This window comes from Cupriavidus sp. GW821-FHT07C08 (genome assembly GCF_059419025.1).
Map to the genome: position 1 here is coordinate 1 of NZ_JBWKQZ010000045.1, position 13,246 is coordinate 13,246.

A 13,246-nucleotide genomic window follows, 5' to 3' on the forward strand; every position below is an offset into this window, starting at 1 on the left:
GAATTCGGCACGCGCATTGCCGAGGGCGTGCCCGAGGAAGTGCAGAAGAACCCCGCGGTGCTGGAAGCCTACCTCGGCGGCGTTGAGTAAGGAGCAACGATGGATGCAATTCTTGAAGTGAGCGACCTGCGTGTTTGCTACGGCAAGGTCGAGGCCGTACACGGTGTGAATCTGCGCGTGGAAGCAGGCCAGATCGTGACGGTCATCGGACCGAACGGTGCGGGAAAGTCTTCCACGCTCAGTGCGCTGATGGGTGCATTGCCCGTCAACGGGTGGGCAGGCGGGGGCGTCCGCTATCTCGGGCAGGAGATGTCCGGTCTGCCCGTTGAGGCCCGCGTCGCGCGCGGCATGTGTCTGGTTCCCGAAAAGCGCGAGCTGTTCGCGACCATGAGTGTCGAGGATAACCTGTTGCTAGGCGCGTTTCGGCGCAAGAAGGCCGGAGAAAAGCACTACCTTGACCAGATGGATGTGGTGTACGACCTGTTTCCGCGCCTGAAAGAGCGGGCGAAGCAGGCGGCGGGGACGATGTCTGGTGGCGAGCGGCAAATGCTGGCTGTAGGCCGGGCACTGATGGCCAAGCCGAGTCTGCTGATGCTGGACGAGCCAAGCCTGGGACTGGCGCCCCTCATCGTCAAGGAAATCTTCCACATCATCAGCAACCTGCGCAAGACCGGGGTCGCCACCCTGCTCGTCGAGCAGAACGCCCGTGCGGCACTGCATGTTGCCGACTATGGCTACGTCATTGAAACCGGCGATCTTGTGTTGGAGGGGCCGGCAAGCCGCCTGTCGGCTGACCCTCGAGTTATCGAGACATACCTTGGGCTGGCAAGGATGGCAGCCTGACGCCTTATTGCTCACACGTGTGGAGCGTGCGGATTCACGACCAGAATCGAAAGCTGGTGTGCGTGTCGCGCGCGACCCTCGCGGTGTTGGAGCGTCCTTCCAATTACTAGCTGTGGATTGAGCCAGGTAGGACATGAGTCAATGTCCTTCCTCGATATTGAGGATTCTCCCCAAGCCCAGAAAATAGTTCGCAAAGGCAAGCACGCTAGCGGTCACGGCGATATAGACGACTGACAGCGCGGCCAGCGTCGGATCGGCAAACTCCCGGACATAGTTGTACATGGAAACGGGCAGTGTCTGCGTGTCTTGCGTTGTGACGAAAAGCGATGCGGTGAATTCACTGAACGACATGATCGCCGCAAACAACCAGCCGCCAAACAGCCCCGGCGCGAGCAGCGGAATCGTAATCGTGAAAAGGACCTTCAGCGGCGACGCGCCGAGGCTTGCTGCCGCCTGTTCCAGCCTTGCGTCCAGGTTTTCCATGGAGACATAGACGCTCTTCAGCACGAACGGCAGCACCAGCATCACGTGACACAGGATGACGACGTCATATGAGCGGTGTATGGAGGCCTGTGACACCAGGATGAGCAGGCCCAGCCCCAGCGTGAAGTGCGGCACCACGAGCGGAGAATGCAGGATGGCCAGCAGCGTCTGCTTGCCGGGGAATTCCAGCCGCTTGACGGCAATCGACAGGCAGGTCCCGATCACCAGCGCAATGAACGAGGACCATCCGGTGATGACGAGGCTGGCGCGGAATCCATCCCGAAAATCCGGATAACTGAAGACGCGTGCAAACCATGTCAGCGAATAGGATTCAGGCGGGAACGTGATGATCGCCTTTTCATTGAAGGCGGCGATCGTCACCACCACGACCGGCAGCAGCACGAATGCAAGCAGGATGGCGACGAGCAGCGGGCCCGCGACACGCAGCGGCAAAGGCAAAGCGCTTTTGATTCTCATCTTAGTGTCCTCCAACGGCTTTCAGTCGCTTGGTGAACAGCCCCAGGGAAAAGAGCGCTGCGGCCGTCAGCAGCAAGCCCATCACACTCAGGCTGGCCGCCAGCGGGAAGTTCATGGAAGCAAAGCCAAGCTGGTACACCAGCGTCGAAACCGTCGGCACGCGGCCTCCGCCAATCATCTGAGGCGTCGCAAAGGCGCTGAAGGTCCAGGCGAACGCAGTTGTGATGCCAGCCAGAATACCCGGCATCGAAAGCGGAAGCGTGACCGTGAGGAAGGTCCTGACCGGGCCGGCACCCAGGCTCTGGGCCGCTTTTTCGTAGTCCCGGTCGATATGCGAAATTGCCGTGGCAAGCATCAGCACCACGACGGGAATCGTCACGTGCACCAGCGCGACCAACACGCCCAGGTGTGTGAACATGAGTTCCAGTGGCCAGTCGATCAGGCCGAGCTTTCGCAGCGTGCCATTGATGAAGCCATTGCTGCCCAGGACGGCGATCCAGGAGTAGGTACGGACGATTTCCCCCAGAAACAGGGGCGTGATGGATACCACGAGGATAAAGGACTTGAGCGCCCGGCTCCTGACGCGCACCAGGGCATAGGCCAGCGGGTACGCAACGAGCAGCGAAAACACGGTCGTCTCCACGCTCAGCCACAAGGTGTTGGAGAACGCGTCGAGATAAATCGACTTGGTCAGGTCGCTGAAGTTGGCGAACGTGAATCCCCCGACATCGAGGGAGCCGGGCACATACGCCCGGAAGCTGAACTGCAGGACCGCAATCAACGATACTGCGATGCACAGCGCGACAAGTACTGCCGGGGAGACCAACCAGGCTCGTGAATCGGGGCGCATTCTTAAACCTTATTCCAGATGCTCAATCGGCGAGGGAGGATCGGCGCGGTGCATGGCCGCGGCGACCCTCCCTCAATACTCTTACTATCGGGTTCAGTTCATGACGTTTTCAGTGAACCACTTGCGCCATTCCGCAGTCTTCTCGGCGCGCAGCTTGTGGTCCACGAGGATGGCCTTGTCCCACTGCTCCTTCGTCGTGAACACGCCGGGCAGCTTGGCGTCTTCAGGCGAAACCTTGGCGTCGTCGACGACAGGGCTGGCCTTCTTCAAGGCCACGATCTTCGACTGGACTTCCGGGGACAAGGCGATGTTCATGAACTTGTAAGCCAGATCGGCCTTGGTGGAGCCCTTCGTGATGGCCATGGTATCGATGCCGAGCACCGCGCCTTCCTTGGGCGTGACCAACTTGACGGGCACACCCTGGCTGATCATGTGATAGGCGTTGATCGACAGGATGACCTGCACGGGCGTTTCGCCGGTGGCGATCAACTGCTGCGCATTGGCGTCATTGGTATAGAACGCCTTGAAGTTGGGCTTGAGCGCCTTGAGCTTGTCCTGCCCCTTTTCCCAGCTTTGCGCATCGCCACCCGACAGCATGGCGGAAACCGCGACCACATGGCTCGGATCGAAGTCAGGCACGCCGATCTTGCCTTTCAGGGCCGGGCTCCACAGGTCGTTCCAGCTCTCGAACTTGACGCTGGGCGGCACCAGGTCGGCGCGATAACCGATGGTGTAGACATAGGCCCAGCTGCCGATGTGATACGGGCTGATCCTGGCGCGCTCGACAAGATGCTTGTAATTCGGAATCTTGCTCGTATCCAGCTTTTCAAAGAGATTGCCGTTGGCGTAGAGCCAGCCGACGTGGGAAGTCGTGAAGGTAACGTCGCTCTCGGGCTTGGAGGCAAGCTTCGCCTTGTTCAGGCGGTCGATGGTGCCGCCCGTGATGTACTTGACCGGCACGCCGGTTTGCCGCGTGAATTCCTTGCCGATGCTTTCCTCGATGAGGTCGCGGAAACTGCCGCCCCAGGTGCTCACCACCAAGGCTTCCTGGGCCCATGCCGCCGTACTGCCAAGCGTCGCGGAGAGCGCGCAAAGTGCCAAAAGCTTGCGAATCGTCATTTACTAACCCCCAATCGAAAAGATAAACATCTGATAGAACTGGAAATACGCTTGAACGTGCCACCGGGAAATGCAATCACAAGCAGCGACGCGTTGCTGACGCAACGAGGTTGACGCAATGACTTCGAATTACGGAGCCTATGATGTGAAAGTCGTACCAGGCGGCCAAGTCGGCTTTTTCGTAGGGGTGCCTCACATTTCCCGATGGGGTTGTGGATGGTTCCGCCGTCTGGAGCAGGTTAGCGGCCGTGTGAGGTTCGGTGGTATTCGGAAATTCCTAAACGGCCGGCAGGAAAATACAAATGGCGCCGCCAGCGGCTGCACATGACCATGCAGTCGGGTGCATCGCCCCCAATCTCCCGCCACCTGCCGAATCGATCCGAATCGACCATGAAGCATACCCGCATCCGCACCTTCAACACCAAATTCACCTACCCAGAACAGAACCTGGACAACGACCTTTGCCAGGCCGTTGTCGCGCGAGGCCGTACCGTTTTTCTGCGAGGGCAGATCGGCCAGAACCTCGACACCTCGGAGAGCGTGTGCATCGGGGACGTCGCCGGACAGGCGGAGCAGGCCATGGCCAATATCGCAATGCTGCTCAAGGAAGCCGGCGGCGAGATCGAGGACATCTGCAAGATCACGATCTACATCATCGACCCGCGCTACCGCGAGGCGGTCTATCGCGTCGTGGGCCGCTGGCTGAAGGGTGTCTTCCCGGTCTCGACCGGCATCGTCGTATCGGCTCTGGCCCGCCCCGAGTGGCTGGTAGAGATCGACGCCACCGCTGTCATCCCCGACTGAGCTGCCATGACCTTTTCCATCATTGCACGGTGCGCCGCCACCGGCCAGTTCGGCGCCGCCGTGGCGTCGTCGTCACCGGCGGTTGCCTCGCGCTGCATCCGCGGCCGCAAAGGGGTCGGCGCAGCCGCGAGCCAGAACATTACTGACCCGGATCTGGGGCCCCTCGCCCTGGACCTGATGGCCAGCGGCCTGACGCCGGAACGCGCCCTCGCGGAACTGCAGAAGCGCCCCCATATAGAGTATCGCCAGCTCATGGCCATCGACGCGCACAACCCGCCAGTGGTTTTCACGGGTGCCAAGGCGCTCGGCACCCTGGCAAGCGTGGTCGGCACCCATGCCGCATGCGCGGGCAACATGCTGGCGACGCGTGAAGTGCCCCAGGCCATGCTGTCGGCCTTCGAGCAGACCGAAGGCGCGCTCGCGGAACGGCTGATGCAAGCCATGCTCGCCGGCCAGGCCGCAGGCGGCGAGGAGGGTCCGGTGCACTCGGCAGGCCTGTTGGTGTACGACGCGCAAAACTGGCCTGTCGTGGATCTGCGCCTGGACTGGGTAGAAAGCGATCCGGTCGAGGCCCTCCATGCCGCCTGGCAGATTTACGCGCCGCAGCTGAAGGACTATGTCAAGCGGGCGCTCGATCCCCGTGCGGCGCCCAGCTTCGGCGTTCCCGGAAACCTGTGACCTGACCGACGCATCGAATGACAGCGGACAGCGCCGGTCAGGCGGCCGGCACTCGAAAAGGCAAACCTTCTCCAGTACACTGGACCGTTCCCCTTTTCCTGATCTCGACATGCTCAATCGCATTTCCCTGCGCCAGATGGAGTATTTCGTCGCAACGGCGAAGCATGGCAGCATCGCCGCAGCGTCGACGCAAATCCATATCTCCTCTCCCTCGATCTCCGCAGCGATCGCCCATATCGAGGCCGAACTGGGCGTGCAGCTGTTCGTGCGCCATTCTTCCAAGGGCATTGGACTGACCACCATCGGCAAGCTGGTCCTGCATCACTGCGAAGACATGCTCGGACGGTCGTCCCGACTCTATGAAATCGCCTCCGATTCGAGCGACGTCATCCAGGGCACCTTGCGGGTGGGAAGCTTCCAGTCGCTCACGGCAATGATTGCGCCCGAGGTCATCTTCGGCTTTTCGCGCGCCTTCAACAAAATCGAGCTGCAGATGGTCGAAGGCGATCAGGAAGTCTTGATGAACAAGCTCCATGCGCTTGAGATCGACGTGGCGATCACCTACGACTTGCATCTTGAGGACGACATCCAGTTCGAGAGCCTGGCGACGATGCCGCCCTATGTCCTGGTGAGCGAGGTCCATCCGCTGGCGCAGCAGAAAGTCGTCTCCTTCGAAGAGCTGGCGCCCGAACCCTACGTCCTGCTCGATATGCCGATGAGCCGGGACTATTTCACCTCCCTGTTTGAAAAGGCCGGCGTGACGCCGAACATCGCGGCGCGTTCGCAGTCCACGGAAGTGGTCCGGTCCATGGTCGCCAACGGAATTGGCTACGCACTCTTCAATGTGCGCCCCAAATCTGATCAGTCGCTCGATGGAAAGCGCATGGTGCGGGTCCGCCTTGCCGGTACCCATCGGCCCATGCTGCTCGGCCTGGCGACTTACAAGCCGATGAAACAGTCAAGATTGACGAGAATCTTCATGGAACGCTGCCGCGCTTATATCTCCGACCAATACATCCCCGGAATGAGCGCTCCAAGTTTCTTCGATCCCCATATAGCAGCGCCGCTGAAATCGGCGTCCTGAAGCGCCAGCCGCATCGGTCATGCCGTTGTTTCGGCAATGCCCCTTGACATCCTCCCCTCCCTCAGCCTGCGGCCACCGCCTGACGGCGGAAAGGGAGGGGATTCCTTCGGCGCTACGCGATGAGTTGCGCAGTCGCTGCGGTGGGTTCCTGCTTCACCGAGCGGCCCGACTGCACCGACTCTCCACAGGCTGCAACGCGGTGTCCCCGCGCCAGAATGTTGATCGCTCCGACCACATCCGCGTTTTCCTCGAATCCGCACTCGACGCAGCAGAATCTTGCCTGCGTCGTACGGTTCTGCGCCGACACCTGACCGCAGCGCGGACACGTCCGGCTCGTGTTCTGCGGTTGCACAGCGATAAGCCAGCCCCCGTTCCACGCCAGCTTATATTCCAACTGCCGGCGGAACTCGTACCAGCCTGGTCGAGAATGGACTTGTTCAGGCCGGACTTGGCCCGAACATTCGCGCCTGGGCTTTCGCCTGTGCCCGCCGCCGACCTGGACATGTTCCGTACCTGCAAGTCCTCGATACAGACCATCGCGTGGTTTTTGCTGATCATGGTCGTGGCCTTGTGCAGGTAATCGCGGCGGGCGTTGCCGATGCGGGCGTGGATGCGCTGGACTCTGGCTTTCGCCTTCCTCCAGTTGGTGCTGAACTTCGTCTTGCGACTCATCGCTCGCTGAGCGCGGCGCAGTCTGGCTTCGTGCCTTTTGAAACTGTTGAGCGGAGCGAGGAAGGTACCATCGCTGAACGTAGCGAATCGGGTGATGCCAACATCGATGCCGACTGCGCTGGTTGCTTGCGGCACGGGCTTTTCCACCTCACGCGCGGTCTGGATCGAGACAAACCACTTGCCCGCATGCAGAGATACCGTGGCGTTGCGCACCTCGCCAAGCACATCCCGGCTGCTGCGGTAGCGAATCCATCCGAGCTTGGGCAGAAAGATGCGACTGTTGGCCTGATCCAGCTTGATCTGCTTCGGGTCGGGGTAGCGAAAGCTGTCGCGCTGGCTCTTCTTCTTGAAGCGAGGATGTGCGGCCCGTCTAGCGAAAAAGTTCTTGTAGGCTCGCTCCAGATCCTTGAGCGCATGTTGCAGCGGGTGCACCGGGGAGTCCTTGAGCCAAGGTGTTCCAGGTCCATTGCGCCACTCGGTGAGACGCTTTGCCATCGCCACGTAGCTGATGAACTTGCCGCCAGCCCTGTAGTTTTCGATCTGTAGCGCCAGCGCCTTGTTGTAGACGAACCGGCACGATCCGGCGAATCGGCGCATGTCGCGCTGCTGCTCACCGCGCGGCATCAGTTCGAACTTGAAGGCCTGGAGTCGTTGCATCTGGCCAATGTACAGGTAGCCGAAGAGCCCAAACGTGAAACTCTGTAAGGTCGCCACTGTGTCTGTACTGTCGCACGATCTCGATGATTGCTCCGCCACAACTTCCGGCGAAGTGGGAGGGCGACCATAGCGCATCACCGCACAGTTTCCGGCGGATACGACATCGAGCAGAAGAGGATGCCACATTAGACTGCTACTGCGGCATTGAGCCGCCTCACCGTCGCGCTATCCTTCCCCGCCATGAAGGGCGGAGTATGCCGCGCATCTCGATCAAAAAGGGCCAGAGATGGAAAATCAAGCCTCCTCAGCAAGCGTCTCTCTCCTGGAAACGCTCATTTCTTTCGCATCGGTTTCCCTGACGCCAAACATCGCGCTCATCCACAAGGTCCAGGACATCCTGGCGGAAGCCGGCATCGAATCGATGCTCGCGCCCGACCCGCAAGACCCCGGCCGATCCAATCTGTTTGCGACGGTCGGTCCGGTGGGCGTTCCGGGCGTCCTGCTCTCCGGCCATACCGATGTGGTGCCGGTGGAAGGCCAGCCCTGGACTTCACCCCCTTTTGAGGCAACGCACCGGGATGGCCGCATCTATGGACGCGGCACAGCCGACATGAAGGGCTTCGTGGCCTGCGCCGTGACCGCCATGGTGGCAGCCGCCCGGCAGCCGCTCCAGCGCCCCTTGCAGCTAGCGCTGTCCTTCGACGAGGAAATCGGCTGCGTTGGCGTGCGCCACCTGCTGCGCCGCCTGGAGAACAGCCTCCCCGCACCCTACCTGTGCATTGTCGGCGAGCCGACCCTGATGCGGATCGGCACCGGTCACAAGGGCAAGGCTGCCTACCGGGCGGTCTGCTGCGGCCAGGCCGGCCACTCAGGCCTGGCGCCCAGGTTCTTCAACGCCATCCACATGGCCAGCGACCTCGTCGCATCCCTGCGGGACGTACAGCGTGAACTGGCGGAAAGCGGCCCGCGCGAGGAGGGCTACGGCGTGCCCTACAGCACGGTCCACGCCGGCGTCATCCACGGCGGCCGCGCCTTGAACATCGTGCCCAGCGAATGCGAAGTCAGCTTCGAGATTCGCAACGTCTCGGAAGATAAACCCGAGGAGATCCTGAAGCGCGTCCTGGAACGCCTGGCCGAGCGCGTCAAAAAAGAGGCGCTGGATCCTGCGGCGCCCCTACCAGAAATCCAGATGACGAACAGCTATCCCAGCCTGAACACCCGCGAGGATTCGCCTGCTGTCGGCCTGCTCGCCTCGCTGCTCCCCGCGGGCACCCCATGCGCCAGGGTGGACTATGGCAGCGAGGGTGGATTGTTCCGGCAGAGCTGGAACGAAACGCCAGTGCTGATCTGCGGGCCCGGGAGCATTGAAGTCGCACACAAGGCCGACGAGTATGTGGAGCTGGCGCAGATCGAAGCCTGCGACCGCATGCTGGCCGGCCTCGTCGAGTTTCTCTGTCAATAAGTCCTGGCGTCCTGGGCGGCTTCGGCCCGGGCGCCTCAGGGGCGCTGTCAAAATGAAGTCAGCAGGATGCTGCGGTCGACCGACTGGATATCCGTCTTGCCGCAAAACGCCATGGAGAGATCGAGCTCGTTCTGAATGATGTTCAAGGCAGTGGTCACGCCTTGCTCGCCGAGGGCGCCCAGGCCATACATCATGGCGCGACCGATATACGTGCCACGCGCCCCGAGCGCGATGGCCTTGAGCACGTCCTGGCCCGAGCGGATGCCGCCATCCATATGGACTTCCACCCGATCCCCGACCGCTTCCACGATGCGCGGCAATGTGGAGATCGATGACGCGGCGCCGTCCAGCTGGCGCCCGCCATGGTTCGACACGATGATGGCATCGGCGCCGCTTGCCAGCGCCAGCCGCGCGTCCTCGGGGTCCTGGATGCCCTTGACGATCAGCTTCCCATCCCACCGCTTCTTAATCCATTCAATATCCTGCCAGGACAGACGCGGATCGAATTGCTCCTGAGTCCACTCCACCAGCGACCCGATATTGTCGACGCCCCTGGCATGCCTGACGATATTGCCGAACTGACGGTGTCTGGTACCCAGCATGCCCATGCACCAGCGCGGCTTGCTCGCCATGTTCACAAGGTTGCGCAGGGTCGGCCTGGGCGGCGTGGACAGACCGTTCTTCTTGTCCTTGTGCCGCTGGCCGAAGACCTGCAGGTCCATCGTGACCACGAGCGCCGAACAATTGGCATTCCTGGCACGGTCGATCAGGCTTTCGACAAAGGTCCGGTCGCGCAGCACATATAGCTGGAACCAGAACGGATGGCGCCCGGTCGCTTCCGCCACCGCCTCGATCGGGCAGATGCTCATGGTGGACAAGGTGAACGGGATGCCGTGCCGCTTCGCCGCGCGCGCGGCCAGGATTTCTCCATCGGCGTGCTGCATGCCGGTCAACCCGGTGGGCGCGACCGCCACCGGCATGCTGACCGGCTGGCCCACCATGGTGCTGGCGGTGCTGCGCTCGGTAATGTCCACTGCCACGCGCTGGCGGAATTCGATACGCTGAAAATCCGCCTCGTTGGCACGGTAGGTATATTCGGTCCACGAACCGCCGTCGACATAGTCATAGAACATGCGCGGCACGCGCTTTCTCGCCAGCCTGCGCAGGTCTTCAATGCACGTCATCTCGGCCATGGGAACTCCCTTGGAAAAAAACAAAAAGCTGCCGGATCACCCGATCCGGCAGCTCGTCCGTGCAACCTCGTTACCAATGACAGGTCACCGTGCAGCCTCAAGACCAGGCTCAAGACCGCTCATACGTCATATAGCCGTTCTGGAGCACGATATGGTCAGCGATGTATTTCGCATCGTGCCAGACGCCATAGATGAAGGACGACGCCCGGTTGACCAGATTCGGCAGGCCCAGGAAATAGATGCCGCCTTCTGCGGAGATGCCTCGCTTGTGGAACGGATCGCCCTTCTCGTCGAAGGCATTCTTCACGTTCAGCCAGTTGAAATCAAACTTGAAACCGGTCGCCCAGAGAATCGTGGTGATGCCGGCTTCAGCCAGGTCGAGGCTGAGGATCGGGTGCTTGAGGCATTCCGGGTCCGGCAGCAGCTCCCAGGCGTCAGGTTCCGGCGGAAACGGCAGGCCATTCTCTTCGATATAGGCATCCGCTTCGCGCAGCACGTCGAAGTAGGCGCGGTCGCCTTCGGCGATGTTCTCGGGCAGGCCTGGCTCGAACGTCATGACGCCATCCTTGTAGGATTGGGTCAGGCCAACCAGGTTGATGCCCGCGTGCGCCAGGCGCCGGAAATCGACGGTCTTGCCGCCTTCATAGCCGCTCACGGCGAAAGCAACGTGCGCCTTCTTGGGCCGGATCCTCACTTCATCCCACAGGCCGAGGGCGCCCAGCCACCAGCAGTAGTCACGGCCACGGTACGCGCGCGGCGGGCGGTAATGCTCGCCGACCGAGAGATAAACCGTCTTGCCGGCCTGGCGCAGCTCTTCGGCGATCTGCGAGCCGGAAGCGCCCGCGCCCACCACGAGCACCCCGCCTTCCGCCAATTGGCCCGGATTCTTGTAGGCCGAGGAATGCAGCTGCCGGATGTTTTCGCTCTCAGGCACGATCTTCGGATAGGCCGGCGTCTGGAACGGGCCGGTTGCGGCAACGACGTTGTCTGCCTCGATGATGCCGTCGGAAGTCGTCACCCTGAAGCCGGGACGCCCTTGATGCCGTTCCACCTGCCTAACTTCCACGCCGGTACGGACCGGCGCCTTCAGCATGGCGGCGTAGCTCTCGAAATACTGGGCCATGCGCTCTTTCGACGGAAAGGTCTCCGGCGAAATGCCCTCGAATTTCATCCCGGGAAAACGGTCATGCCAGGCCGGTCCATTCGCGACCAGAGAATCCCAACGTTCCGAGCGCCAGCGTTCTGCGATTCGGCTGCGTTCCAGCACGGCATGCTGCACACCCATGTGCGCGAGATGCTCACTCATCGCGATGCCCGCCTGGCCAGCACCGACCACCACGGTGTTGATTTTTTCCACTGACATTTGAATTTCCTAAGAATAATCGCCCCGGTCAGTCGCCCCGGCACGGAAGCTTCGACGGCAAGGCGTACTGGCGCCCTGGAGACATCGCTCATCGACGGTGGCCAGTTTGATGAAGCCCACCTCGTTTGAAAATCACGTTTTTCAAACTCAGGACTTAGGAAAAAGTAAAGCGCCGGCCTGAGGGTGCCGCAGCGCCACCCCGCACCCGTGCACCACAAGGCGTTCCCGGCCATCGCATCCGCGCCGCCTGCGCCTGAAAACGGGCATTTCGTTTTTTCCGAGGGACCGCATCAGTTTCGGCAAAGTCACGATACTGGCTGTTTGACTTATCCTGCTTGCCAGTACCAGCTCGGCCTCGATGTCATTGGGCCCAAGCCTGGAGCACGGCATACTCCTCAATCTCTGTACACCTATGAACGTAGCCAACTCCGAGCCTGCCGCACAGCAACACAACGCACAGCCCGATACCGCAGTCAGCCTGGAACGTGTGGTCAAGAAGTATCACGACCACACCGTGCTGCACGAGCTCTCGCTGAAGATACGACGCGGGGAATTCCTCACCCTGCTGGGCCCGTCCGGCTGCGGCAAGACGACGCTTCTCAACCTCATCGCCGGCTTTGCGGAAGCCGACACTGGCGAGATCTTCATCGATGGCCAGCCGGTGACCTGCGAGCCGCCGCACAAGCGGCAGATCGGCATCGTCTTCCAGAACTACGCGCTCTTTCCCCACATGACCGTCGAGCGCAATATCGGCTATGGCCTGCGCATGCGGGGCGTGGGCAAGGATGAAATCGCACAGCGCGTGAAGCAGGTGATGGACTTGGTGAAGCTGGGCGGCCTCGGGCACCGCAAGCCCCGCGAACTCTCGGGCGGCCAGCAGCAGCGCGTGGCGCTGGCGCGGGCGCTGGTGATCCAGCCCAAGGTACTGCTGCTGGACGAGCCTTTCTCGGCCCTGGACAAGAACCTGCGCGGCTCCATGCAGGTAGAGATCCGGGAAATCCAGCGCCGCTTGCGCCTGACCACAGTATTCGTCACCCACGACCAGGGCGAGGCGCTGGCCATGTCCGACCGGATCGCGGTGATGTCGAACGGCATCATTCGGCAGATCGCGTCGCCGGCCGATCTGTATCAGAACCCGCAAGACCCGTTCGTGGCGTCCTTCCTGGGCGACGTGAACATCCTGCCGGCGCATTATCACGGCCAGACGGCAACGGATGTGCAACTGCGCCTGGGCTCGGGGCTCATCAGCTTTCCGCATGCCCGCCTGGCCGATGCATCGCACGACGGGGAAAGGCTGGACGTGTACGTGCGCCCGGAGCACATCAGGCTTGAGAATCTGCATTCCGAATCGGTGTTGAGCGGCACGGTGATCAATCACGTCTACCAGGGCGATCACATCAATACGTTCATCGACGTGGACATTCCGATGACGGCCCGTCAGGTCGTCACGGTGCGCAGTGCGGGCCTGGGCGCCATGCAGCAATGGCCCATCGGCTCGGTCGCGGGACTCGCGCTGCCCGATGAGGGCGTCAGCATTTTCAGTCCGCAGAAGCGGACGTAA

The 13,246-nt window shown here is 61.6% G+C and carries 12 protein-coding genes and 2 pseudogenes; 7 read left to right on the forward strand and 7 right to left on the reverse strand.

All coding sequences use genetic code 11. The annotated features are described in order from the left end of the window. Together AC07UK_RS35935 and AC07UK_RS35940 are read left to right on the forward strand one after the other, a co-directional pair. The coding region (locus AC07UK_RS35935; RefSeq protein WP_494687986.1) for an ABC transporter ATP-binding protein C-terminal domain-containing protein at positions 1-90 on the forward strand (90 nt) is incomplete at its 5' end. Between the two features lie 9 nt (positions 91-99). Beyond that, entirely contained in the window at positions 100-843 is a 744-nt protein-coding gene (locus tag AC07UK_RS35940; protein WP_436224124.1) for an ABC transporter ATP-binding protein, read from the forward strand. A 138-nt stretch (positions 844-981) separates the two neighbouring features. Here the strand turns inward: AC07UK_RS35940 and AC07UK_RS35945 are convergent, their stop codons facing one another. From AC07UK_RS35945 to AC07UK_RS35955, 3 genes are all read right to left on the reverse strand, one after another. Next, entirely contained in the window at positions 982-1,803 is an 822-nt protein-coding gene (locus AC07UK_RS35945; protein WP_436224123.1) for an ABC transporter permease, read from the reverse strand. Between the two features lies 1 nt (position 1,804). Further along, positions 1,805-2,653: an ABC transporter permease gene (locus tag AC07UK_RS35950; protein ID WP_026163914.1), complete on the reverse strand. Its 849-nt coding sequence runs from the start codon at positions 2,651-2,653 to the stop codon at positions 1,805-1,807. A gap of 93 nt (positions 2,654-2,746) precedes the next feature. After that, positions 2,747-3,772, reverse strand: coding sequence for an ABC transporter substrate-binding protein (locus tag AC07UK_RS35955; protein ID WP_494687975.1), 1,026 nt, complete (start codon positions 3,770-3,772; stop codon positions 2,747-2,749). A 390-nt stretch (positions 3,773-4,162) separates the two neighbouring features. Here AC07UK_RS35955 and AC07UK_RS35960 point away from each other — a divergent pair, with 390 nt between their 5' ends. The 3 genes from AC07UK_RS35960 to AC07UK_RS35970 all read left to right on the forward strand — a co-directional run bounded on the left by AC07UK_RS35960 (position 4,163) and on the right by AC07UK_RS35970 (position 6,338). After that, positions 4,163-4,576, forward strand: coding sequence for a RidA family protein (locus AC07UK_RS35960; protein WP_494687976.1), 414 nt, complete (start codon positions 4,163-4,165; stop codon positions 4,574-4,576). A 6-nt stretch (positions 4,577-4,582) separates the two neighbouring features. Then, a complete protein-coding gene (locus AC07UK_RS35965) occupies positions 4,583-5,254 on the forward strand; it encodes a DUF1028 domain-containing protein (protein ID WP_494687977.1) in 672 nt (223 codons plus the stop codon). 109 nt (positions 5,255-5,363) lie between these two features. Next, a complete protein-coding gene (locus tag AC07UK_RS35970) occupies positions 5,364-6,338 on the forward strand; it encodes a LysR family transcriptional regulator (RefSeq protein WP_354681834.1) in 975 nt (324 codons plus the stop codon). Positions 6,339-6,450: 112 nt separating this feature from the next. Here AC07UK_RS35970 and AC07UK_RS35975 read toward each other — a convergent pair. Together AC07UK_RS35975 and AC07UK_RS35980 are read right to left on the reverse strand one after the other, a co-directional pair. Beyond that, positions 6,451-7,667, reverse strand: a pseudogene (locus tag AC07UK_RS35975) (RNA-guided endonuclease InsQ/TnpB family protein). 64 nt (positions 7,668-7,731) lie between these two features. Beyond that, positions 7,732-7,824: pseudogene (locus AC07UK_RS35980) on the reverse strand (IS200/IS605 family transposase); the annotation flags it as partial. 129 nt (positions 7,825-7,953) lie between these two features. Here AC07UK_RS35980 and argE point away from each other — a divergent pair. Further along, the gene (gene argE, locus AC07UK_RS35985) at positions 7,954-9,129 is read left to right on the forward strand and encodes an acetylornithine deacetylase (RefSeq protein WP_436224119.1); all 1,176 of its coding nucleotides are present in this window, start codon (positions 7,954-7,956) and stop codon (positions 9,127-9,129) included. A gap of 47 nt (positions 9,130-9,176) precedes the next feature. On the opposite strand, the gene AC07UK_RS35990 is transcribed toward argE, so the two are convergent. Together AC07UK_RS35990 and AC07UK_RS35995 are read right to left on the reverse strand one after the other, a co-directional pair. Next, on the reverse strand, positions 9,177-10,322 hold the full coding sequence (locus tag AC07UK_RS35990) for an alpha-hydroxy acid oxidase (RefSeq protein WP_494687978.1): 1,146 nt from the start codon (positions 10,320-10,322) through the stop codon (positions 9,177-9,179). Positions 10,323-10,431: 109 nt separating this feature from the next. Further along, positions 10,432-11,685 carry a flavin-containing monooxygenase gene (locus AC07UK_RS35995; protein ID WP_436224117.1) on the reverse strand — a complete coding sequence of 418 codons (1,254 nt, stop codon included), beginning with the start codon at positions 11,683-11,685 and terminating at the stop codon, positions 10,432-10,434. A gap of 412 nt (positions 11,686-12,097) precedes the next feature. Between AC07UK_RS35995 and AC07UK_RS36000 the strand changes: the two genes are divergently transcribed. Continuing rightward, entirely contained in the window at positions 12,098-13,246 is a 1,149-nt protein-coding gene (locus tag AC07UK_RS36000; RefSeq protein ID WP_436225332.1) for an ABC transporter ATP-binding protein, read from the forward strand.